Annotated in this window: 24 protein-coding genes; 20 read left to right on the forward strand and 4 right to left on the reverse strand. The window is 56.4% G+C overall.

Annotation, left to right across the window (positions count from 1 at the left end; translation table 11 throughout):
* Positions 1–12: 12 nt before the first annotated feature.
* Together FD428_RS19640 and crfC are read right to left on the reverse strand one after the other, a co-directional pair.
* Entirely contained in the window at positions 13–906 is an 894-nt protein-coding gene (locus FD428_RS19640; RefSeq protein WP_012134530.1) for a YjcZ-like family protein, read from the reverse strand.
* Complete coding sequence (gene crfC / locus FD428_RS19645; protein WP_114848689.1) at positions 903–3,257, reverse strand: clamp-binding protein CrfC; 2,355 nt, start codon at positions 3,255–3,257, stop codon at positions 903–905. The genes FD428_RS19640 and crfC overlap by 4 nt, the downstream gene beginning before the upstream one ends.
* 431 nt (positions 3,258–3,688) lie before the next feature.
* Here crfC and FD428_RS19650 point away from each other — a divergent pair, with 431 nt between their 5' ends.
* From FD428_RS19650 to phnP, 16 genes are all read left to right on the forward strand, one after another.
* Positions 3,689–4,024, forward strand: a complete 336-nt coding sequence (locus FD428_RS19650) for a zinc ribbon domain-containing protein YjdM (RefSeq protein ID WP_003031835.1) — start codon at positions 3,689–3,691, stop codon at positions 4,022–4,024.
* Positions 4,025–4,144: 120 nt separating this feature from the next.
* A complete protein-coding gene (yjdN, locus tag FD428_RS19655; RefSeq protein ID WP_047459584.1) occupies positions 4,145–4,591 on the forward strand; it encodes a VOC family metalloprotein YjdN in 447 nt (148 codons plus the stop codon).
* A gap of 132 nt (positions 4,592–4,723) precedes the next feature.
* On the forward strand, positions 4,724–5,512 hold the full coding sequence (phnC, locus tag FD428_RS19660; protein WP_012134537.1) for a phosphonate ABC transporter ATP-binding protein: 789 nt from the start codon (positions 4,724–4,726) through the stop codon (positions 5,510–5,512).
* A gap of 23 nt (positions 5,513–5,535) precedes the next feature.
* Positions 5,536–6,552, forward strand: coding sequence for a phosphonate ABC transporter substrate-binding protein (gene phnD / locus FD428_RS19665; RefSeq protein ID WP_024130817.1), 1,017 nt, complete (start codon positions 5,536–5,538; stop codon positions 6,550–6,552).
* A gap of 104 nt (positions 6,553–6,656) precedes the next feature.
* A complete protein-coding gene (gene phnE / locus FD428_RS19670) occupies positions 6,657–7,436 on the forward strand; it encodes a phosphonate ABC transporter, permease protein PhnE (protein ID WP_012134539.1) in 780 nt (259 codons plus the stop codon).
* A 20-nt stretch (positions 7,437–7,456) separates the two neighbouring features.
* On the forward strand, positions 7,457–8,182 hold the full coding sequence (phnF, locus tag FD428_RS19675) for a phosphonate metabolism transcriptional regulator PhnF (RefSeq protein WP_024130818.1): 726 nt from the start codon (positions 7,457–7,459) through the stop codon (positions 8,180–8,182).
* Positions 8,183–8,186: 4 nt separating this feature from the next.
* Entirely contained in the window at positions 8,187–8,639 is a 453-nt protein-coding gene (phnG, locus tag FD428_RS19680; protein ID WP_012134541.1) for a phosphonate C-P lyase system protein PhnG, read from the forward strand.
* A complete protein-coding gene (gene phnH, locus FD428_RS19685; protein ID WP_012134542.1) occupies positions 8,636–9,220 on the forward strand; it encodes a phosphonate C-P lyase system protein PhnH in 585 nt (194 codons plus the stop codon). Before phnG ends, phnH begins: the two co-directional genes overlap by 4 nt.
* A complete protein-coding gene (locus tag FD428_RS19690) occupies positions 9,220–10,287 on the forward strand; it encodes a carbon-phosphorus lyase complex subunit PhnI (RefSeq protein WP_012134543.1) in 1,068 nt (355 codons plus the stop codon). Before phnH ends, FD428_RS19690 begins: the two co-directional genes overlap by 1 nt.
* A 46-nt stretch (positions 10,288–10,333) precedes the next feature.
* Entirely contained in the window at positions 10,334–11,125 is a 792-nt protein-coding gene (phnJ, locus tag FD428_RS19695; RefSeq protein ID WP_174234025.1) for an alpha-D-ribose 1-methylphosphonate 5-phosphate C-P-lyase PhnJ, read from the forward strand.
* Positions 11,122–11,880, forward strand: a complete 759-nt coding sequence (gene phnK, locus FD428_RS19700; protein ID WP_047459591.1) for a phosphonate C-P lyase system protein PhnK — start codon at positions 11,122–11,124, stop codon at positions 11,878–11,880. Before phnJ ends, phnK begins: the two co-directional genes overlap by 4 nt.
* Positions 11,881–12,003: 123 nt before the next feature.
* Positions 12,004–12,684, forward strand: a complete 681-nt coding sequence (gene phnL, locus FD428_RS19710; protein WP_047459594.1) for a phosphonate C-P lyase system protein PhnL — start codon at positions 12,004–12,006, stop codon at positions 12,682–12,684.
* A complete protein-coding gene (gene phnM / locus FD428_RS19715) occupies positions 12,681–13,817 on the forward strand; it encodes an alpha-D-ribose 1-methylphosphonate 5-triphosphate diphosphatase (RefSeq protein ID WP_114848690.1) in 1,137 nt (378 codons plus the stop codon). The genes phnL and phnM overlap by 4 nt, the downstream gene beginning before the upstream one ends.
* A 2-nt stretch (positions 13,818–13,819) precedes the next feature.
* Positions 13,820–14,374 (forward strand): ribose 1,5-bisphosphokinase, encoded by a 555-nt coding sequence (phnN, locus tag FD428_RS19720; protein ID WP_012134548.1) that lies wholly within the window; start codon positions 13,820–13,822, stop codon positions 14,372–14,374.
* Positions 14,361–14,795, forward strand: coding sequence for an aminoalkylphosphonate N-acetyltransferase (gene phnO, locus FD428_RS19725; RefSeq protein WP_114848691.1), 435 nt, complete (start codon positions 14,361–14,363; stop codon positions 14,793–14,795). The genes phnN and phnO overlap by 14 nt, the downstream gene beginning before the upstream one ends.
* Before the next feature lie 8 nt (positions 14,796–14,803).
* Entirely contained in the window at positions 14,804–15,562 is a 759-nt protein-coding gene (gene phnP / locus FD428_RS19730; RefSeq protein WP_049011829.1) for a phosphonate metabolism protein PhnP, read from the forward strand.
* A gap of 55 nt (positions 15,563–15,617) precedes the next feature.
* Here the strand turns inward: phnP and yjdP are convergent, their stop codons facing one another.
* Together yjdP and rpiB are read right to left on the reverse strand one after the other, a co-directional pair.
* The gene (yjdP, locus tag FD428_RS19735) at positions 15,618–15,950 is read right to left on the reverse strand and encodes a DDRRRQL repeat protein YjdP (protein WP_012134552.1); all 333 of its coding nucleotides are present in this window, start codon (positions 15,948–15,950) and stop codon (positions 15,618–15,620) included.
* A gap of 69 nt (positions 15,951–16,019) precedes the next feature.
* The gene (rpiB, locus tag FD428_RS19740; RefSeq protein ID WP_024130821.1) at positions 16,020–16,469 is read right to left on the reverse strand and encodes a bifunctional allose-6-phosphate isomerase/ribose-5-phosphate isomerase RpiB; all 450 of its coding nucleotides are present in this window, start codon (positions 16,467–16,469) and stop codon (positions 16,020–16,022) included.
* Between the two features lie 359 nt (positions 16,470–16,828).
* On the opposite strand from rpiB, the gene alsR reads away from it, so the two are divergent.
* The 4 genes from alsR (at position 16,829) to alsC (ending at position 21,426) form a co-directional block, all read left to right on the forward strand.
* Positions 16,829–17,719, forward strand: coding sequence for a D-allose utilization transcriptional regulator AlsR (gene alsR / locus FD428_RS19745; RefSeq protein WP_012134556.1), 891 nt, complete (start codon positions 16,829–16,831; stop codon positions 17,717–17,719).
* A gap of 53 nt (positions 17,720–17,772) precedes the next feature.
* Positions 17,773–18,708 (forward strand): D-allose transporter substrate-binding protein, encoded by a 936-nt coding sequence (gene alsB / locus FD428_RS19750; protein WP_114848692.1) that lies wholly within the window; start codon positions 17,773–17,775, stop codon positions 18,706–18,708.
* A gap of 226 nt (positions 18,709–18,934) precedes the next feature.
* The gene (gene alsA, locus FD428_RS19755) at positions 18,935–20,467 is read left to right on the forward strand and encodes a D-allose ABC transporter ATP-binding protein AlsA (protein WP_012134558.1); all 1,533 of its coding nucleotides are present in this window, start codon (positions 18,935–18,937) and stop codon (positions 20,465–20,467) included.
* Positions 20,446–21,426 carry a D-allose ABC transporter permease gene (alsC, locus tag FD428_RS19760; protein WP_012134559.1) on the forward strand — a complete coding sequence of 327 codons (981 nt, stop codon included), beginning with the start codon at positions 20,446–20,448 and terminating at the stop codon, positions 21,424–21,426. The genes alsA and alsC overlap by 22 nt, the downstream gene beginning before the upstream one ends.
* Positions 21,427–21,431: the final 5 nt, after the last annotated feature.

A 21,431-nucleotide genomic window follows, 5' to 3' on the forward strand; every position in this document is an offset into this window, starting at 1 on the left:
ATACGTCCCCTCTCAGCCCACGAGAGGGGACGGCGCAAAAATCTCCTCAATCATCGCATCCACCAGGCGCTGTGCCGAACACAGCCTTGGCATCCCCAACGCCACCGTCTGCCAGCGCTGGGTCACTGACCAGCACACCGGATGTTTATCGGGATCGCACCAGTCGCCAATCCAGCTCAACATGTCATTGTGCTCCCCCGCGCCGGCCACGGCGGGCGAATGAAGCCACTGATGGTAATAATGACGCGTGGTGGGCGCGGCGTGAATACTGTGCGCCAGATAATCGGTAGCCATCGCGCGCAAATTATCTTTCAGCATCGCGACCACTTCCATATTGCCCAACCGACAGGCATCGCCAAACGGCCCCCAGCGCAGCTCCTCCAGCGCGACAAAACAGCGCCCCGGCAATGACCAGCCGTCATAGGCTCCGGCGCGCCAGCGGGTAAAAATCTGCTCGCTGTGTTCGCCCGCCTGCACCGTCAATCCACGCCGGGTCAGCGCCTTCTCTTTATGTTCGCTGCGCCGGGCAAACCCGTCGCTCAGCGCCGCTAACTGCTGCGTGATACCAGGAATAGCTTGCCCTCTGGGGCTTTCCGTCTGTTGCAGAAGGGTCAATTGCCGGGAAATGCGCGTCAGCGCCAGATGGCCAGGATCGAGCATCCCCGCCAGTTTTTCCACCAGCTTAAGACGCATCATCAGATGCTCATTGAATACGCCCGCCATGACCCAGGCGCGAAGCTGCGTCTGGCTCAGAATTTCTTGCGTCAGGCGTTCGCGAAAACGCTGCTGCTGTTGCAGGTTGCCGCCAGGTCGCTTCGGCTCTTCTCCCTGAACCAGATCGACCATAAACTTCGGGTGAATGCATTCCAGCATCCGTCCCGGGCCTTCCAGTAACACGTTCGTCATGAGTGCTCGGCTGCAAAAAGGGTCTGGATATCATCACGTAACAGGCGGGAATCTTCATGAATCCACCGGGTGGCGGAGATACTGTGCTGTAACTGTTGGCTCAGTCTGTTCACAACCGATTCATGTTGCTGGCGCGTCACCAGACTCTCGCGCAAGCTCTCCTGCAATCCCGACAGACACAACGAAAAATCGGCAAAAAAGGTCGCCATACCTGCCGTAACAGAAACATCGACCTGGGCATCTAAAGCTTTATGAATTTGTTGGAAGAAATGGCTGACATGCTGGATCAGAGTGTTATGCAATGCCGTTATATCAATGACATAGCGTGTCCTGGCTTCCACATAATCATTCCATCCCCAGTTCGGTTGATTCAGCCAGCGCGCAAAGGTGTCGCGCACGCCGCCCGCGCGAGGCGCGGCGCCTTCCGGCGGGTTCTCCTGAGCGACCGCCTCGCTAAACAACGGTTGAGTATTGAAGTTAAACATACTGGCATGAAACGTCGGGAAGCTGATTCGCGCCCGGAACCCCGCCTGGCTCAGATCGTCTTTTACCCGCGCTTCAATTGGCCGCATCGCGTCATTTAACACCCGGCTTAGCGTCGATTCGAGCTGTTCGAAGCGCAGCGCCAGATCGCGGCTAATGTTCTCCTGCGCCGCCAGTAATACCGCTTCGCATGACGCACGCATTTTGCTTAAAACGACCTGCGCCTGCCTTTCGTTATGCAGCACCAGCGTTTCGCCCTCGACCACCGCCTCCTGCTCAGGGGAAAGGGGATCGCGCGGCAGCCACGCCACCACGCTCTCTTCGCGAAAAAGCGGCGCGATACGGTGCAAAATATCGGCCTGCTGCTGGCTCAGGAACGTGTTTGCCGCCTCCATCATCCGTTCAACTTCATGGCCGACCTCATCGCTCACGCGATCCTGGCTCACCTGAAGCTGCCGCATATCTTCTTCGACGCGGGAAATATTGACCTGCAACGCGTCATGCGCCACCGTCAGCCCGTGATAGCGAAAATCCAGATATTCACGCGCGCGCTGTGCGTAATTCAATAACTTATGCGACGCCGACCGGAGCGCATACAGTGAGGCGTTGGCGTAAGCGGCGTGAATCAGTCGCTGTACGGGCTGTTCAAATAGCGAATCTTCCCACAGCAGATCGGCGGCATGACGAATATGTTCGATATCATCAAGATCGGCGCTCCGCCAGCGCCTGCCGAGCGCGGCCTCGGCAAAATCCTGCACCCAGCGCTGTTCCTGATGATCCGGCAACCGCCCGTGCACCCGCAGTTCGTGACGCGCGCGGTTCGCCAGATACCCCCACATGGAAGAGACCGGAAAAATTTGCCCGGGCGTAATGCTGCCATTCATCAGCGTGCCGGAAATCAGCGCGCGAACCTGTTCTTCATCGTCGCTGTTGCGGTCTTTCTGATCGAACTTATTCACCAGTGCGTACAGCGGCACGGATTTCCCCACCGCCGCAATGGCCTGGCGCACCTCTTCATCCGAAATGGATTTCAGTTGGGTGTAATCCATCACCGCCAGTACGGCAGAAGCGCGCGCCAGCTGTTCATTAAGCATCTTTTGCAGGTGCGGCTGCCCGGCTTCATTAGGGCCGGGCGTATCCAGTAGCGTCAGTTGCCCCGGATAGTTCTCCAGCCCCGCCAGATGCACAAACTCCACCTCAATCACCGGAATATGTTCAATCGCGGCATACGCCGCAAAAGGAAAATCGACCCCCAGCGCTTTTGACAAGCGCACCAGATCGTTCAGGCTTTTCAGACAGTGGAAGATGGGCTGCGCGCCCAGATAATGACGCTCAAAAGCCACGCCCTTTTCAATTCGCTGGAGCAGCGCATTCATGTCTTTATCGATTTCCAGCACCTGGGTCAGATGCTGGCGATCGCACGCCTGCATACGCTGTTGCAGCGTTTGCATGAGCGTATCAATCGGCGCGACGTGAGAAAAATGCAGCACCGGCTCTTTCTGCCCTGGCGTATGGCGAATCAGCGTCGGTAACGCCGTCATCGGCCGATTACGGTTGGGCAGGACTTCGGTTCCGACAATGGCGTTAATTGTCGTCGACTTCCCAGCCTTCATCGTCCCGACAATCGCCAGCACCATCTCCAGGCGCGTTATTTTACGTAGCTCATTATTGAGCGTGCCGTGCTGAGCCTCCACGTCACGCCCGCTAACAGGCTGAGGCCGGGTATTTTCATTCCCTTCCCCCCCTTCCTGAGCGACGCCATCCAGCGAAGCCACAGGCAGTTGTTGCAATAACCGGAGATGTTCCAGAGAAAGCAGCAACAATCTTTCCGCTTCCTGGCTTAATTCATATATTGTCTGTGTGTACATGGAAAATCTTTCCTTAACGCAAACTTTATTACTTTTATTTAGCCGGATGATTTTATTTGTTTGCTTTTCGGCTTTTATAATTACGTGTGGAAATAATTTTATTAAAATAACTTATTGTTAATATTAGAGATATTTTTATCAACCACACCTGTCTCTCTTACCGTGTAAAAGTAAGAGGGATAAAGATTTATAAAGCGTCTGGTCGTTCCTCTCACCTTATCTTAAATAGTAAAACGTAGCAATTTCCCTTAAAAAAATAGTCATGACATTTTTCTTACCCTGGCGGCAACCTTCAGCCACAGATTGTCGTATCCTTAAATTGCGAGTAGTCCCGACAACGTTAAGGATTTTGTGTATAATTGCGGCCTTTTTCGGCAATCTGCCATTTTTTGGGCGCTTTTGCCCCTGCTGACTTTTTTGAGGAAATCGACATGTCATTACCCCATTGCCCACAATGCAACTCCGAATATACCTACGAAGATAACGGCATGTTCATCTGCCCGGAATGCGCCCATGAATGGAACGACGCAGAACCGGCGCAGGACAGCGACGAGCTGATCGTAAAAGATGCCAACGGCAACCTGCTGGCAGACGGCGACAGCGTGACCGTTGTTAAAGATCTGAAAGTAAAAGGCAGTTCTTCCATGCTGAAAATTGGCACCAAAGTGAAGAACATCCGTCTGGTTGAAGGCGACCACAACATTGATTGCAAGATCGATGGCTTTGGCCCGATGAAGCTGAAATCTGAGTTCGTGAAAAAGAACTGATTTTTCCAGGCCCGGTAAGGCGTTTACGCCGCCATCCGGCATTTATTGCCCGGTGGCGCTTCGCTTACCGGGCCTACGATAACTACACTTAACTGGCTTCTCTTACCTGAGGTCACGATTATGCCGTTAAGTCCCTACATCTCTTTTGCCGGTCACTGTGCCGACGCTATCGCGTACTACCACAAAACGTTAGGCGCGGAACTCCTCTATAAAATCACCTTCGGTGAAATGCCCCCGCCAGAGCAGGGCAGCGAAGACGGTTGCCCGTCAGGCATGCAATTCCCTGATACCTCCATCGCCCACGCCAACGTGCGCATTGCAGGCAGCGACATCATGATGAGCGACGCCGTCGCGTCGGGTAACGCGAGTTACTCCGGCTTTACGCTGGTGCTCGACACGCAGGATGTCGCCGAAGGGAAACGCTGGTTTGATAACCTGGCCGCACAGGGACAAATCGAAATGGACTGGCAGGAAACCTTCTGGGCGCACGGTTTCGGGAAAGTGACCGATCAATATGGCGTACCGTGGATGATCAATGTGGTGAAACAGCCGCAGCCGACAGAGTAAACCGACGGGAGGCGCGCCCTCCCGTGCTGTCATCGAAGCCCCTTCAATTCTTCATCGTCAAGTAACCATCCCTTAACTAAAACGTCACATTAATCCGCCACGATGGGGCCACTTTTTTAGGGAGGCCGCATCATGCAAACGGTTATTCGCGTCGAGAAACTCTCCAAAACGTTCAATCAGCATCAGGCGCTGCATGCGGTTGATCTGAACATCTCTTCCGGTGAGATGGTGGCTCTGCTTGGGCCTTCCGGTTCCGGCAAATCCACCCTTTTACGTCACTTAAGCGGTTTGATTACCGGAGATAAAGCGCCGGGCTGCCATGTCGAGCTGCTGGGCCGCACGGTACAGCGTGAAGGCAAACTGGCGCGGGACATCCGCAAAAGCCGCGCTCACACCGGCTACATCTTCCAGCAGTTCAACCTCGTGAACCGTCTGACCGTACTGGAGAACGTGCTGATTGGCGCGCTCGGCAGCACGCCGTTCTGGCGTACCTGTTTTAGCTGGTTCACCCAGGCGCAGAAGCAGCGCGCGTTACAGGCGCTGACCCGCGTCGGGATGGCGCACTTCGCGCATCAGCGCGTATCGACGCTTTCCGGCGGACAGCAGCAGCGCGTTGCTATCGCCAGGGCATTGATGCAGCAGGCGAAAGTGATCCTCGCCGATGAGCCGATCGCCTCGCTGGACCCGGAGTCGGCGCGCATTGTGATGGACACCCTGCGCGACATTAACCAGACCGACGGTATCACCGTGGTCGTCACGCTGCATCAGGTGGATTACGCCCTGCGCTACTGCGAACGCATTGTGGCGCTGCGTCAGGGGCATGTGTTCTATGACGGCAGCAGCCAGCACTTTGATAACGATCGTTTTGACCATCTCTACCGCAGCATGAACCGCGTCGAACAGAACGCGCAGGCTGCTTAACATCCCCACAATGAGGAATGGAAATGAGCTACAAAGCCGTTGCCGCGCTGGCGTTCACCAGCATGTTCAGCATCAGCACCTTGTTAAGCCCGGCACATGCGGAAGAACAGGAAAAAGCACTGAACTTTGGCATTATTTCGACCGAATCACAGCAAAACCTGAAGCCGCAGTGGGACCCGTTCCTGAAGGACATGGAAAAGAAACTGGGCGTCAAAGTGAACGCCTTCTTCGCGCCTGACTATGCGGGCATCATTCAGGGAATGCGCTTCAACAAAGTGGATATCGCCTGGTACGGCAACCTCTCGGCGATGGAAGCCGTGGATCGCGCTAACGGTCAGGTATTTGCCCAGACCGTCGCCGCAGACGGATCGCCGGGCTACTGGAGCGTGCTGATCGTCAACAAAGACAGCCCGATCAATAACCTGGACGATCTGATCGCCAAACGTAAAGATCTCACCTTCGGCAATGGCGATCCGAACTCCACCTCTGGCTTCCTCGTCCCCGGTTATTACGTCTTCGCCAAAAACGGCATCTCCGCCAGCGACTTCAAACGCACCGTTAACGCCAGCCACGAAACCAACGCGCTGGCCGTCGCCAACAAGCAGGTGGATGTCGCGACCAATAACACCGAAAACCTCGACAAACTGAAAACCTCCGCGCCGGACAAGCTGAAAGCACTGAAAGTTGTCTGGAAGTCGCCGCTGATCCCGGGCGATCCGATCGTCTGGCGTAAAAATCTCTCCGAAACCACCAAGGACAAGGTGTACGACTTCTTTATGAATTACGGCAAAACAGCGGAAGAGAAAACCGTGCTGGAACGCCTGGGCTGGGCGCCATTCCGCCCCTCCAGCGACCTGCAACTGGTGCCGATTCGCCAGCTGGCGCTGTTTAAAGAAATGCAGGGTGTGAAGGACAACAAAGGGCTGAACGAGAGCGAAAAAACCAGCAAAACCTCCGCGATTAAAGCGCAGCTGGACGATCTCGACCGCCTGACCGCCGCGCTGGGCGCGATGACCAGCGTCACCAAAGCGGTGCAGTAAACCTGATGCCCGGTGGCGCTTCGCTTACCGGGCCTACGATGTTCTGTAGGCCAGATAAGGCGCAAGCGCTGCCATCCGGCAATAAACGACGCACGGAGCTAAACATGCAAAGCATCACCGTCGCCCCGCCAAAGCGTAGCTGGTTCTCGCTCCTGAGCTGGGCCATCCTTCTCGCCGTCCTGGTCGTTTCGTGGAAGGGCGCCGAAATGGCACCGCTCACGCTAATTCAGGATTCCGGCAACATGGCGACCTTCGCCGCCGACTTCTTCCCGCCGGACTTCAGCCAGTGGCAGCACTATCTGGGCGAAATGGCCGTCACCCTGCAAATCGCCGTCTGGGGCACTGCGCTGGCGGTCATTCTGTCAATTCCCTGCGGCCTGATGTGCGCCGATAACCTCGTGCCGTGGTGGATTTACCAGCCGATGCGTCGCCTGATGGACGCCTGCCGCGCGATTAACGAAATGGTTTTCGCCATGCTGTTCGTGGTCGCCGTTGGTCTCGGGCCGTTTGCCGGGGTCATGGCGCTGTTTATCCACACCACCGGCGTGCTCTCCAAGCTGCTTTCCGAAGCGGTGGAAGCCATTGAACCCGGCCCGGTTGAAGGCATTCGCGCCACCGGCGCCAACAAAATTGAAGAGATCCTCTACGGCGTGCTGCCGCAGGTTATGCCGCTGCTCATCTCCTACTCGCTGTACCGTTTTGAGTCCAACGTCCGCTCCGCCACGGTGGTCGGCATGGTGGGCGCAGGAGGCATCGGCGTCACGCTGTGGGAAGCGATTCGCGGCTTTCAGTTCCCGCAGACCTGCGCCCTGATGGTGTTAATCATCATTACCGTCAGCCTGCTGGATTTCCTCTCCCAGCGTTTGCGTAAGCACTTTATCTGATTAGCGAGGCATTGATGGCTATGCACTTGTCTACACATCCGACCAGTTACCCAACGCGCTATCAGGAGATTGCCGCGAGACTTGAGCAGGAGCTTCGCCAGCATTACCGCTGCGGCGATTACCTTCCGGCGGAACATCAGCTTGCCGCCCGCTATGAGGTGAACCGCCACACGCTGCGCCGCGCCATCGACCAGCTCGTGGAGCGCGGTTGGGTGCAGCGTCGCCAGGGCGTCGGCGTGCTGGTGCTGATGCGCCCGTTCGATTACCCGCTCAATGCCCAGGCGCGCTTTAGCCAGAATCTACTGGAACAAGGCAGTCATCCCACCAGCGAAAAACTGCTGGCGGTGCTGCGCCCGGCATCCAGCCACATCGCCGATGCGCTGAGCGTCAAAGAGGGCGATAACGTCATCCACCTGCGCACCCTGCGCCGGGTAAATGGCATCGCCCTGTGCCTGATCGACCATTACTTTTCCGACCTCGCCCTCTGGCCGCTGTTGCAGGGCTTTAACCACGGTTCGCTGCATGACTACCTGCGCGAGCAGTGCGGTCTGGCGCTACAGCGCACCCAGACGCGCATCAGTGCCCGCCGTGCGCAGGCCAAAGAGAGCAAGGTGCTGGAAATTCCCAATATGGCGCCGCTGCTGTGCGTGCGCACGCTGAACCACCGTGATGGCGAGGAAAACGCGACGGAGTACTCCGTCAGCCTGACCCGCGCCGACATGATCGAATTCACTATGGAGCACTGACGGAATGCACTTCGATACCGCCACTCGCCAGCGCTGGATGCGCGCGCTGGCTTACAGCAACGCCGACGCGCTTAACGTGAAAATGCAGGCGCTGAAACTCACGCCGGAATATGAACTGATTCGCGCCCCGGAAACCGGGCTGATGCAGATTCAGGCCCGCATGGGCGGCACCGGCAACCGCTTTTTCGCCGGAGATACCACGCTGACCCGTGCGGTGGTGCGTCTTAAGAGCGGCACGCTGGGCTACAGCTACCTGCTGGGGCGCAACAAACACCACGCCGAGCAGTGCGCCGTCATCGACGCGCTGTTGCAGGAGCACACTCACTTCCAGACCTTAATGGAAACCTTAATTGCCCCGCTGGAGGCGGAACGCGACGCACACATTACCGCTCGCCGCGCCGAAGTAAACGCCAGCCGGGTCGACTTCTTTACGCTGGTACGCGGAGATAACGCATGACCCTACAAACCGCCTTTACCCTGCCCGTTCAGGACGCGCAACAGAGTTTTCGTCGCCTGCTGAAGGCGATGAGCGAGCCGGGGGTGATTGTCGCCCTGCATCAACTGAAGCACGGCTGGCAGCCGCTGAATCTGGCCACCACCAGCGTATTGCTCACTCTGGTCGACGGCGACACCCCGGTATGGCTCGCGCCGTCCATCAACAACGACATTGCCAGTCAGAACCTGCGCTTTCACACCAGCGCGCCGCTGGTTGAACAGCCGCAGCAGGCCGCCTTTGCCGTCGCCGATGAACGTATCAGCAGCGAGCAGCTAAACGCCCTTTCCGCCGGAAGCGCCGTCGCGCCGGAAACCAGCGCCACCCTGATCGTCCAGGTCGCCAGCCTGAGCGGTGGACGTATGCTGCGCCTGACCGGGGCGGGTATCGCCGAAGAACGCATGATTGCCCCGCAGCTGCCGGAGTGCCTCATCCATGAACTGACTGAGCGCCCGCACCCGTTCCCGCTGGGGGTCGATCTCATCCTCACCTGCGGCGAGCGACTGCTGGCGATTCCGCGAACCACCCATGTGGAGGTGTGCTGATGTACGTAGCCGTCAAAGGGGGCGAAAAGGCGATAGCTAACGCCCACGCGTTGCAGGAAAACCGACGCCGGGGCGACGACACCCTCGCCGAACTGAGCGTGGCGCAAATCGAGCAACAGTTGAACCTGGCCGTGGATCGCGTGATGACCGAAGGGGGCATCGCCGACCGCGAACTGGCCGCGCTCGCCTTAAAACAGGCCAGCGGCGATAACATCGAAGCCATCTTCCTGCTGCGCGCGTACCGCACCACGCTGGCAAAGCTGGCGGTCAGTGAGCCGCTGAACACCGCAGAGATGCGATTAGAGCGCCGTATCTCCGCCGTCTACAAGGATATTCCCGGCGGGCAGCTGCTGGGGCCGACCTACGATTACACCCATCGCCTGCTCGATTTTACCCTGCTGGCAAACGGCGAAACGCCGCCGCTGCGTACCGCTGACGCCATGCAGGACGCCGCGCCGCACGTTTTTTCTCTGCTGGCGAACCAGGGGCTGGCGAAGCGTGAAGAAGACAGCGGCGCCGTACCGGACGACATCACCCGCACGCCGCCGGTTTACCCTTGTTCGCGCTCCTCACGCCTGCAACAGCTGATGCGCGGCGACGAAGGGTATCTGCTGGCGCTGGCGTATTCCACGCAACGCGGCTACGGGCGCAACCACCCGTTTGCCGGTGAGATCCGCAGCGGCTACGTCGGGCTGGAAACGGTGCCGGAGGAGCTGGGATTTGCCGTAAACGTCGGCGAACTGCTGATGACAGAATGCGAAATGGTCAACGGCTTTGTCGCACCGGAAAACGACGCGCCGCACTTTACCCGCGGCTACGGACTGGTGTTCGGCATGAGCGAACGTAAAGCAATGGCAATGGCGCTGGTGGAAAGAGCCCTACAGGCACCCGAATACGATGAAACGGTCACGGGCCCGGCGCAGGACGAAGAGTTCGTGCTGGCGCATGCGGATAACGTCGAGGCGGCGGGTTTTGTTTCGCACCTCAAACTCCCCCACTACGTCGATTTCCAGGCTGAACTGGAACTGCTCAAACGCCTGCAACAGGAGGCCGCCCGTGACGACTAACCTCTCCGGCTACAACTTTGCTTATCTCGACGAGCAAACCAAACGCATGATCCGCCGCGCTATTTTAAAAGCGGTGGCGATCCCCGGTTATCAGGTGCCGTTCGGCGGGCGTGAAATGCCGATGCCCTACGGCTGGGGAACGGGCGGCATTCAGCTTACCGCCAGCGTGATTGGCGAGCCAGACATTCTGAAAGTGATCGACCAGGGGGCGGATGACACCACCAACGCCGTGTCGATCCGCAACTTCTTTAAGCGCGTAACCGGCGTGAACACCACCGAACGCACCGAAGACGCGACGCTGATCCAGACCCGTCATCGGATCCCGGAAACGCCGCTGACCGAAGATCAGATCATTATCTTCCAGGTGCCGATCCCTGAACCGCTGCGTTTTATCGAACCGCGCGAAACCGAAACCCGCACCATGCACGCGCTGGAAGAGTACGGCGTCATGCAGGTGAAGCTGTACGAAGATATCGCCCGCTTCGGCCATATCGCCACCACCTACGCCTACCCGGTGAAGGTCAATGACCGCTACGTCATGGACCCGTCGCCGATCCCGAAATTCGACAACCCGAAGATGAATATGATGCCCGCGCTGCAACTGTTCGGCGCGGGGCGCGAAAAACGCATCTATGCCGTGCCGCCCTGGACCCGCGTGGAAAGCCTCGATTTCGACGATCACCCGTTCACCGTACAAACCTGGGATGAGCCCTGCGCCATCTGCGGTTCAACGCACAGCTATCTCGACGAAGTGGTGCTGGATGACACCGGCAAACGGATGTTTGTCTGCTCCGACACCGATTATTGCCGCCAACAGAGCGAGGCACTCAGCAAATGACGCAACCGCTGCTTTCAGTCAATAACCTGACCCATCTCTACGCGCCGGGCAAAGGCTTCAGCGATGTTTCTTTTGACCTGTGGCCTGGTGAAGTGCTGGGCATTGTCGGGGAGTCCGGTTCCGGCAAAACCACCCTGCTGAAATCCATCTCCTCACGCCTGACGCCGCAGTCCGGCGACATTTTGTACCAGAACCGTTCACTGTACGGCATGAGCGAAGCCGACCGCCGCCGCCTGCTGCGCACGGAATGGGGTGTGGTGCATCAGCATCCGATGGACGGACTGCGCCGCCAGGTCTCGGCGGGCGGCAATATCGGCGAACGCCTGATGGCTACCGGCGCGCGTCACTATGGTGAAATCCGCGCCACGGCGAAGCGCTGGCTGGAGGAGGTGGAAATTCCGGCCTCGCGCATCGACGACCTGCCGACCACTTTTTCCGGCGGGATGCAGCAGCGTTTGCAGATCGCCCGCAACCTGGTCACTCACCCGAAGCTGGTGTTTATGGACGAACCCACCGGCGGGCTGGACGTTTCCGTACAGGCAAAGCTGCTGGACCTGCTGCGCGGCCTGGTGGTGGAACTGGATCTGGCAGTGGTGATTGTCACCCACGATTTGGGCGTGGCGCGCCTGTTAGCAGACCGTCTGCTGGTGATGAAGCAGGGTCAGGTGGTGGAAAGTGGATTAACCGACCGCGTGCTCGACGATCCGCATCATCCGTATACCCAGTTGCTGGTGTCGTCGGTATTGCAGAACTGATTTTTTGTTTTGCTGATTTTTTGTTTTGCCGGGTGGCGCTTTGCTTACCCGGCCTACAAAAAGCGCACCTGTAGGCCGGATAAGGCGAAGCCGCCATCCGGCAATCAGAATTAAGAGGCCAAAATGATTCGCGTAGAAAACGTCAGTAAAACCTTTGTGCTGCACCAGCAAAATGGCGTGCGCCTGCCGGTGCTGCAAAACGCCTCTCTGGAGGTACAAAACGGTGAATGCGTGGTGCTGCACGGCCACTCCGGGAGCGGTAAATCGACGCTGTTGCGCTCGCTATATGCCAACTATCTGCCGGACGAAGGGCACATCCACATTCGTCATAGCGATGAGTGGATCGATCTGGTGCAGGCCCCGGCGCGCAAGGTGCTGGAAGTGCGTCGCTCGACGATCGGCTGGGTGAGCCAGTTTCTGCGCGTGATCCCCCGGATCTCCGCGCTGGATGTGGTGATGCAGCCGCTGCTGGATCTGGGCGTCGCCCGCGAAACGTGCGCCGCGAAAGCCGCGAACCTGCTGACGCGCCTGAACGTCCCGGAACGGCTATGGCATCTCGCTCCCTCCACCTTTTCCGGCGGCGAGCAGCAGCGCGTGAATATCGCGCGCGGGTTTATCGTCGATTACCCGATCCTGCTGCTTGATGAACCCACCGCCTCACTGGACGCCAAAAACAGCGCCGCCGTGGTCGCGCTGATTGAAGAAGCCAAAGCGCGCGGCGCGGCGATTGTCGGCATTTTTCACGATCAAACCGTACGCGATCGCGTAGCGGATCGTTTGCATCTGATGGGAACCACATCATGATTATCAACAACGTAAAGCTGGTGCTGGAAGACGAAGTGGTGCAGGGATCGCTGGAAATGCAGGATGGGATTATCCGCGCCTTTGCGGAAAGTCAGAGCCGTCACCCCGAGGCGCTGGATGGCGAAGGCGGCTGGCTGCTGCCGGGTTTAATTGAGCTGCATACCGATAATCTCGACAAATTCTTCACCCCGCGCCCGAAGGTGGACTGGCCCGCCCATTCCGCCATGAGTAGCCACGACGCGCTGATGGTCGCCAGCGGTATCACCACCGTGCTGGATGCCGTTGCGATTGGCGATGTCCGCGACGGCGGCGATCGCCTGGAAAATCTGGAAAAGATGATCAATGCCGTCGAAGAGACGCAGAAACGCGGCGTTAACCGCGCCGAACACCGTCTGCATCTGCGCTGTGAATTGCCCCATCACACCACCCTGCCGCTGTTCGAAAAGCTGGTGGATCGCGAGCCGGTAACGCTGGTCTCGCTGATGGATCACTCGCCGGGTCAGCGCCAGTTCGCTAACCGTGAGAAGTACCGTGAATACTATCAGGGCAAATATTCACTCAATGATGAACAGATGGCCCACTACGAAGAGGAACAGCTTCAGCTTGCGGCGCGCTGGTCGCAGCCGAACCGCGCCGCCATCGCGCAGATGTGCCGCGAACGTCATCTCGCGCTGGCGAGCCACGATGACGCAACGCCCGATCATGTGCTGGAATCGCATCAGCTTGGCAGCGTGATCGCCGAATTTCCCACCACGTTCGAGGCGGCAGAGGCGTCACGCAAGCATGGGATGAACGTACTGATGGGCGCGCCCAACATCGTGCGCGGCGGTTCGCACTCCGGCAACGTGGCGGCGCATAAGCTGGCAGAACTGGGGTTGCTGGATATCCTCTCCTCCGACTATTACCCCGCCAGCCTGCTCGACGCGGCATTCCGCGTGGCGGACGACGAGGCCAACACATTTACGCTGCCGCAGGCAATACACCTGGTGACACGCAACCCGGCGCGCGCGCTGAATCTCGACGATCGCGGCATCATCGCCGAAGGCAGGCGCGCCGATCTGGTGCTGGCGCACCGTAAAGGCGATCACATTCATATCGACCACGTCTGGCGTCAGGGTAAAAGGGTGTTCTGACTATGGGAAAACTGATCTGGCTGATGGGGCCGTCCGGCTCCGGTAAGGACAGTTTGCTGGCGGCGCTCCGCCAGCGGGAACATACGCAGTTGCTGGTTGCGCACCGCTATATCACGCGTGCGGCTAACGCGGGCAACGAGAACCATATTGCGCTGAGCGAGCAGGAGTTTTTCACTCGGGCAGGGCAAAATTTACTGGCGCTGAGCTGGCACGCTAATGGCCTGTACTATGGCGTTGGCGTGGAGATCGATCTGTGGCTGCACGCCGGTTTTGACGTGGTGGTTAACGGCTCACGCGCCCATCTGCCGCAGGCGCAGGCCCGCTACGGCAAAGCGCTGCTGCCCATCTGTTTACAGGTCTCTCCCGATATTTTGCGCCAGCGCCTACAGGCGCGCGGGCGTGAAAGCGAAACCGAGATTGCTGCTCGCCTGGCGCGTGCGGCCCGTTACGCCCCTTTTAACTGTCATATCCTCAATAATGACGGAAGTTTGCTACAGTCAGTCGATACCTTGTTAACGTTAATGGGCCGCCAGGAGAAAAGCCATGCCTGTCTGTGAACTACGCCGGGCCACGCCGGACGATACCGACGCGGTGTATCAACTGATCTGCGAACTGAAACAAGCGGAGTTCGATCGCCAGGCCTTTCGCGCCGGGTTTGCCTCAAATTTGCAGGATCGCACGATACGCTACCAGCTGGCGCTGCGCGACGGGCAGGTAGTCGGGATGATCGGCCTGCATATGCAGTACCACCTGCATCACGCTAACTGGATCGGGGAGATCCAGGAACTGGTGGTGATGCCGCAGGCGCGAGGTCTGAAAGTCGGCAGCCAGCTGCTGGCATGGGCGGAAGAAGAGGCCCGCCAGGCCGGCGCGGAGATGACGGAGCTGTCCACCAGCGTGAAACGCCATGATGCGCACCGGTTTTATCTGCGTGAAGGGTATGCGCAAAGCCATTTTCGTTTTACCAAAGCGCTTTGAGGTGACTAATGAGCCTGACGATTACGCTAACAGGAACCGGCGGCGCACAGGGCGTGCCAGCATACGGCTGCGATTGTCTCGCCTGCCGTCGGGCACGCTTACAGGAGCAGTATCGCCGCCGCCCCTGTAGCGGCGTCGTCAAATTCAATGACGCGGTAACGCTGCTTGATGCGGGCCTGCACGATCTTACCGATCGCTGGCCCGCCGGATCTTTTCAGCAGTTTCTGCTCACACATTACCATATGGATCATGTTCAGGGGCTGTTCCCCCTGCGCTGGGGCGTGGGCGCCGCGATTCCGGTTTATGGTCCGCCGGATGAACAGGGCTGCGACGATCTGTTTAAACACCCCGGCATCCTTGATTTCAGCCATACCGTCGAACCGTTTGTGGTCTTCGATCTCCAGGGATTACAGGTAACGCCGCTGCCGCTTAACCATTCAAAACTGACGTTTGGCTATCTGCTGGAATCTGCGCACAGCCGCGTCGCGTGGCTGTCGGACACCGCAGCGCTGCCGGACAAGACAGTAAAATTTCTGCTGAATAACCAGCCGCAAACGATCGTCATCGACTGTAGTCACGCGCCACGCGCGGAAGCACCGCGTAATCACTGCGATGTAAACACGGTTATCGCGCTCAATGAGGTGATTCACTGCCCACGGGTCATTCTCACCCACATCAGCCACTCGTTCGACGTATGGCTGATGGATAACCCCCTGCCGGGCGGTATTGAAGCCGGATATGACGGGATGGAGATTGTGCTGGAGTAGCCTTACGCCGGATGGCGGCGCATTGCGCCTTATCCGGCCTACGATTGTCGCGCGGTTAACGATCGTACTCGTCTTCCATTCTGCGCTCTTCATCTTCCAGCTGACGACGTTCCTGATCGAGCTGGCGTTGGCGATCGTCCAACTGGCGACGCCGATCTTCAAACTGACGGCGTCTGTCGTCATATTGTCTGCGGCGATCGTCGCTCATCTGACGCTGCCACTCTTCATCACGGCGGTCATCCTCATAATCCCGCCCGTTGTCAGATTTATACGCGTCATTGATCGCCTGCTGAATATTACCGATGGTGTCATCAACAATATCGGCATGCGCAGGAAGCGTCGTCAGCGACAACAGACCCAGAGCAATGAGCGTAGAATAGCGTTTCATAAAACCAGCCTCGCAGAGATCTTCCCCTCACGGTAGCGAATGGCCTGTTCGACGTGTAGCGGAGGAATCTCATTTGCCCTGCTGTTCTATCGCCATAATCGCCTCCACGCGCTTTTGATGGCGACCCCCTTCAAACCCCGCATCCAGCCAGGCATCCACGATCATTTTTGCCAGTTCCAGCCCAACAACCCGCGAGCCAAAAGCCAGCACGTTGGTATCATTATGCTGGCGCGAAAGCTGTGCCGAATAGGGTTCGCTGCAAACGACGGCGCGGACTCCGGCAAACTTGTTTGCCGTTATCGAAATCCCCACACCGGTGCCACACACCAGAATACCGCCATCAACCTCGCCAGAGACAACGGCTTGTGCCACCTCGCTGGCATAATGCGGGTAATCCGTGCGCTCCGGCGACCAGGTTCCCTTATCAATCACCGTAATACCGCGCTGGGTTAAGTGCGTCAAAATATCCTGTTTCAGGATAAAACCAACGTGATCACAGCCAAATGCTATCTTTTTCATACTCATTCTCGCCCCGGTCAAACTTTACGAATAAAAAATATTTGTGATTTAAATGAATTTAAAAGAACAATAAATCGACAGAAAGACGCTGTATGGGCCTGTTCTACACACCTCCGTTCGGCAAAGCAAGAGCGACAAATACCCGACCTTGATGCTTACACAGGCTGCACCTGAACAAGCAAAAATTATAATTCATTGTTTTATATTGACTTATTTTCATTCCGTATTTTTATCAACGTTATTAAATTCACAAAATGACAAACTTTATAAATTTAACTATTTTGTGAAGTTGTCAGCATCTTTTCTGTTCCTGCTGTGGTGATATAGTGGCGTCTTCATTTCAAGGACAAGAGAACGTAATGAGTCAGTCAGAATTTGATTCAGGGCTTCCAAACGGCATCGGGCTTGCGCCTTACCTGCGCATGAAGCAGGAAGGCATGACGGAGAACGAGAGCCGTATCGTCGAGTGGTTACTCAAGCCGGGTAATCTCAGTAGCGCGCCAGCCATTAAAGATGTCGCAGAGGCGCTGGCGGTATCTGAAGCCATGATTGTTAAGGTATCGAAACTGCTGGGATTCAGCGGGTTTCGCAACTTACGCAGCGCGCTGGAAGACTATTTTTCTCAGTCTGAGCAGGTATTGCCTGCCGAACTGGCCTTTGATGAAGCGCCGCAGGATGTGGTGAATAAGGTATTCAACATTACCTTGCGCACCATTATGGAAGGTCAGTCAATCGTCAACGTGGATGAGATTCATCGCGCCGCACGCTTCTTTTATCAGGCGAAGCAGCGTGATTTGTATGGCGCTGGCGGGTCGAATGCCATCTGCGCGGACGTACAGCATAAGTTCTTACGCATCGGCGTGCGCTGCCAGACTTACCCGGACGCGCACATTATGATGATGTCCGCATCGCTATTAAAAGAAGGCGATGTCGTGTTGGTGGTGACCCATTCCGGGCGCACCAGTGATGTAAAAGCCGCGGTTGAACTGGCGAAAAAGAATGGTGCCAAAATTATCTGTATCACCCACAGCTACCATTCACCTATCGCCAAATTGGCTGACTATATTATTTGTTCGCCAGCACCAGAAACACCGTTATTAGGGCGTAATGCTTCCGCACGCATATTACAACTCACTCTACTGGATGCATTTTTTGTTTCCGTCGCCCAACTGAATATCGAACAGGCAACCATTAATATGCAAAAAACTGGCGCAATTGTTGATTTCTTTTCACCAGGCGCGCTGAAATAAAATGCTCGTTGCTCTCATTTTCGGGAGCAACACCCTACACTGAGAATACTGCTATGAATAAATATCTGAAATATTTCAGCGGTGCGGCTATGGGCTTAATGTTGTCCACCAGCGCATTTGCCGCCGCCGAATATGCCGTAGTATTAAAAACATTATCCAATCCATTCTGGGTGGATATGAAAAAAGGTATTGAAGATGAAGCAAAAACGCTGGGCGTCAGCGTCGATATTTTTGCCTCGCCTTCGGAAGGCGACTTTCAGTCTCAGTTGCAGCTATTCGAAGATCTCAGCAATAAAAATTACAAAGGTATCGCCTTTGCGCCATTATCCTCAGTAAACCTGGTGATACCCGTCGCCCGCGCGTGGAAGAAAGGGATTTATCTGGTCAATCTCGATGAAAAAATCGATATGGATAACCTGAAAAAAGCGGGCGGTAACGTCGAAGGGTTTGTCACCACCGATAACGTCGCCGTGGGCGCCAAAGGCGCGGAGTTCATTATTGAGAAACTGGGCGCCGAGGGCGGTGAAGTCGCCATTATTGAAGGTAAAGCCGGTAACGCCTCCGGCGAGGCGCGCCGCAATGGCGCAACCGAGGCTTTCAAAAAGGCAAGCCAAATCAAGCTGGTCGCCAGCCAACCCGCAGACTGGGACCGAATCAAAGCGTTAGACGTTGCCACCAACGTGCTGCAACGCAACCCGAATATCAAAGCGATTTATTGCGCTAACGACACCATGGCGATGGGCGTCGCCCAGGCCGTGGCTAACGCCGGGAAAAGCGGAAAAGTGCTGGTAGTGGGTACAGACGGTATCCCGGAAGCCCGCAAAATGGTGGAGGCCGGACAGATGACGGCGACCATCGCTCAGAACCCTGCGGATATCGGCGCGACAGGGCTCAGGCTGATGGTTGATGCCGCGAAATCAGGCAACGTGATCCCGCTGGATAAAGCGCCGGAATTTAAGCTGGTTGATTCCATCCTGGTCGCAAAGTAAGTCCGTAAATAGGCCGGATGGCGACGCGAACGTAGGCCTGATAAGCGTAGCGCCATCAGGCAATGGCACTGATTTAGTCAATATTTTTCTTACACAAAATCATTCGAGATGCATCGAGGCGGCAACTGAGTAAATCCCCAGGAGCTTACATAAGTAAGTGACTGGGGTGAGCGAAGACAGCCAACAAAGAGGCAGCTTGAAGGATGAAGTGTAAAAGAGGTTAATTATGGTCACGCCATATATCTCGATGGCGGGGATCGGCAAATCCTTTGGTCCGGTTCACGCATTAAAATCGGTTGATTTAACGGTTTATCCTTATGAAATACACGCATTATTAGGAGAAAATGGCGCCGGTAAATCAACGTTGATGAAGGTTCTGTCGGGAATACATGAACCGACCAAAGGCACCATTACGATTAATAACGTTAATTACGACAAGCTGGATCATAAATTAGCGGCACAACTCGGCATTGGCATTATTTATCAGGAACTCAGCGTGATTGATGAATTAACCGTGCTGGAGAATTTATATATTGGTCGTCATCTGACGAAAAAAGTCTGTGGCGTCAATATGATTGACTGGAAAGAGATGCGCGTACGGGCCGCCATGATGTTGCTGCGCGTCGGTTTAAAAGTCGATTTAGACGAAAAGGTGGCGAACTTATCCATCAGCCATAAGCAAATGCTGGAAATCGCCAAGACGCTGATGCTCAACGCCAAAGTGATCATCATGGACGAACCCACCTCCTCGCTCACCAATAAAGAGGTGGACTACCTGTTTCTGATCATGAACCAGCTACGCAAAGAGGGCACCGCCATCGTCTACATCTCGCATAAGCTGGCGGAAATTCGCCGCATCTGCGACCGCTATACGGTGATGAAAGACGGCAGCAGCGTTTGCAGCGGGATGGTGAGCGACGTCAGCAACGACGATATCGTCCGCCTGATGGTTGGCCGCGAACTGCAAAACCGCTTTAACGCCATGAAAGAGAGCACCGGCAACATCGAGCGCGATACGGTATTCGAGGTGAAAAACGTCACCAGCCGCGACAAGAAAAAGGTTCGCGATATCTCCTTTAGCGTCAGCCGGGGCGAAATTTTAGGCTTCGCCGGACTGGTCGGCTCCGGGCGCACCGAGCTGATGGATTGCCTGTTCGGCGTCGATAAACGCGCAAGCGGCGAGATCCGTCTGAACGGGAAAACCATCTCCCCGCGCTCACCCCTGGATGCGGTGAAAAAAGGGATGGCTTACATCACCGAAAGCCGCCGGGATAACGGCTTCTTCCCCAATTTCTCTATCGCCCAGAACATGGCGATCGGCCGCAGCCTGAAAAGCGGCGGCTTTAAGGGGGCGATGGGCCTGTTCCACGAAGGCGACGAGCAGCGTACCGCCGAAGCGCAGCGCGAACTGCTGGCGCTGAAGTGTCATTCCGTTAACCAGAACATCACCGAACTCTCCGGCGGAAACCAGCAGAAAGTGCTGATTTCCAAATGGTTGTGCTGTAGCCCGGAGGTGATCATTTTCGACGAGCCGACCCGTGGTATCGACGTCGGTGCGAAAGCCGAAATTTATAAAGTGATGCGCCAGTTGGCGGACGACGGAAAAGTCATCCTGATGGTGTCATCTGAACTTCCTGAAATTATCGCCGTCTGCGACCGCATCGCCGTGTTCTGCGAAGGACGACTGACGCAAATCCTGACCAATCGCGATGACATGAGCGAAGAGGAGATTATGGCATGGGCATTACCACAAGAGTAAAAGGTGACGTGAACGGGAAGAAACCGTTCAACTTTGCGCTGTTCTGGGATAAATACGGCACCTTCTTCATTCTGGCGATTATCGTCGCCATCTTCGGTTCGCTGTCGTCAGAATATTTTCTGACCACCAACAACATCACCCAGATTTTTGTTCAGAGTTCGGTAACGGTGCTGATCGGCATGGGTGAATTTTTTGCCATCCTGGTCGCCGGTATCGACCTGTCCGTCGGGGCGATTCTGGCGCTGTCCGGGATGGTGACGGCCAAACTGATGCTGGCAGGCGTCGATCCGTTCTTTGCGGCGCTGATTGGCGGCGTGCTGGTCGGCGGTGCGCTGGGGGCGATTAACGGCTGCCTGGTGAACTGGACCGGCCTGCATCCGTTCATTATCACCCTTGGCACTAACGCGATTTTCCGTGGTATCACGCTGGTGATTTCTGACGCCAACTCGGTATACGGCTTCTCATTCGACTTCGTGAACTTCTTCGCCGCCAGCGTGTTAGGTGTTCCCGTGCCGGTCATCTTCTCGCTGATTGTCGCGGTGATCCTCTGGTTCCTCACTACTCGGATGCGGCTTGGGCGCAACATCTACGCGCTCGGCGGCAACAAAAACTCGGCGTTCTATTCCGGGATTGACGTGAAGTTTCACATCCTGGTGGTGTTTATCATCTCCGGCATTTGCGCGGGACTGGCGGGCGTGGTTTCTACTGCGCGACTCGGCGCCGCAGAACCCTTAGCCGGAATGGGGTTTGAAACCTACGCCATCGCCAGCGCCATCATTGGCGGCACCAGCTTCTTCGGCGGCAAGGGGCGCATCTTCTCGGTGGTGATTGGCGGCTTAATCATCGGCACCATCAACAACGGCCTGAATATTTTGCAGGTACAAACCTATTACCAACTGGTGGTGATGGGCGGATTAATTATCGCGGCTGTCGCCCTTGACCGTCTTATCAGTAAGTAAGGAAT

This window comes from Citrobacter sp. TBCP-5362, from assembly GCF_005406305.1.
GTDB classification, from domain to species: domain Bacteria; phylum Pseudomonadota; class Gammaproteobacteria; order Enterobacterales; family Enterobacteriaceae; genus Citrobacter_B; species Citrobacter_B koseri.

What these genes read in the sequence shown, in the direction of transcription:
- crfC (WP_114848689.1), bottom strand. Translation starts at nt 3,257, where the DNA reads ATGTACACACAGACAATATATGAATTAAGCCAGGAAGCGGAAAGATTG.
- alsR (WP_012134556.1), top strand. Translation starts at nt 16,829, where the DNA reads ATGAGTCAGTCAGAATTTGATTCAGGGCTTCCAAACGGCATCGGGCTT.
- yjdP (WP_012134552.1), bottom strand. Translation starts at nt 15,950, where the DNA reads ATGAAACGCTATTCTACGCTCATTGCTCTGGGTCTGTTGTCGCTGACG.
- phnF (WP_024130818.1), top strand. Translation starts at nt 7,457, where the DNA reads ATGCACTTGTCTACACATCCGACCAGTTACCCAACGCGCTATCAGGAG.
- phnM (WP_114848690.1), top strand. Translation starts at nt 12,681, where the DNA reads ATGATTATCAACAACGTAAAGCTGGTGCTGGAAGACGAAGTGGTGCAG.
- phnL (WP_047459594.1), top strand. Translation starts at nt 12,004, where the DNA reads ATGATTCGCGTAGAAAACGTCAGTAAAACCTTTGTGCTGCACCAGCAA.
- alsA (WP_012134558.1), top strand. Translation starts at nt 18,935, where the DNA reads ATGGTCACGCCATATATCTCGATGGCGGGGATCGGCAAATCCTTTGGT.
- phnE (WP_012134539.1), top strand. Translation starts at nt 6,657, where the DNA reads ATGCAAAGCATCACCGTCGCCCCGCCAAAGCGTAGCTGGTTCTCGCTC.
- phnK (WP_047459591.1), top strand. Translation starts at nt 11,122, where the DNA reads ATGACGCAACCGCTGCTTTCAGTCAATAACCTGACCCATCTCTACGCG.
- rpiB (WP_024130821.1), bottom strand. Translation starts at nt 16,469, where the DNA reads ATGAAAAAGATAGCATTTGGCTGTGATCACGTTGGTTTTATCCTGAAA.
- phnN (WP_012134548.1), top strand. Translation starts at nt 13,820, where the DNA reads ATGGGAAAACTGATCTGGCTGATGGGGCCGTCCGGCTCCGGTAAGGAC.
- alsB (WP_114848692.1), top strand. Translation starts at nt 17,773, where the DNA reads ATGAATAAATATCTGAAATATTTCAGCGGTGCGGCTATGGGCTTAATG.
- alsC (WP_012134559.1), top strand. Translation starts at nt 20,446, where the DNA reads ATGGGCATTACCACAAGAGTAAAAGGTGACGTGAACGGGAAGAAACCG.
- FD428_RS19650 (WP_003031835.1), top strand. Translation starts at nt 3,689, where the DNA reads ATGTCATTACCCCATTGCCCACAATGCAACTCCGAATATACCTACGAA.
- phnH (WP_012134542.1), top strand. Translation starts at nt 8,636, where the DNA reads ATGACCCTACAAACCGCCTTTACCCTGCCCGTTCAGGACGCGCAACAG.
- phnJ (WP_174234025.1), top strand. Translation starts at nt 10,334, where the DNA reads ATGATCCGCCGCGCTATTTTAAAAGCGGTGGCGATCCCCGGTTATCAG.
- FD428_RS19690 (WP_012134543.1), top strand. Translation starts at nt 9,220, where the DNA reads ATGTACGTAGCCGTCAAAGGGGGCGAAAAGGCGATAGCTAACGCCCAC.
- yjdN (WP_047459584.1), top strand. Translation starts at nt 4,145, where the DNA reads ATGCCGTTAAGTCCCTACATCTCTTTTGCCGGTCACTGTGCCGACGCT.
- phnD (WP_024130817.1), top strand. Translation starts at nt 5,536, where the DNA reads ATGAGCTACAAAGCCGTTGCCGCGCTGGCGTTCACCAGCATGTTCAGC.
- phnO (WP_114848691.1), top strand. Translation starts at nt 14,361, where the DNA reads ATGCCTGTCTGTGAACTACGCCGGGCCACGCCGGACGATACCGACGCG.
- phnP (WP_049011829.1), top strand. Translation starts at nt 14,804, where the DNA reads ATGAGCCTGACGATTACGCTAACAGGAACCGGCGGCGCACAGGGCGTG.
- phnC (WP_012134537.1), top strand. Translation starts at nt 4,724, where the DNA reads ATGCAAACGGTTATTCGCGTCGAGAAACTCTCCAAAACGTTCAATCAG.
- FD428_RS19640 (WP_012134530.1), bottom strand. Translation starts at nt 906, where the DNA reads ATGACGAACGTGTTACTGGAAGGCCCGGGACGGATGCTGGAATGCATT.
- phnG (WP_012134541.1), top strand. Translation starts at nt 8,187, where the DNA reads ATGCACTTCGATACCGCCACTCGCCAGCGCTGGATGCGCGCGCTGGCT.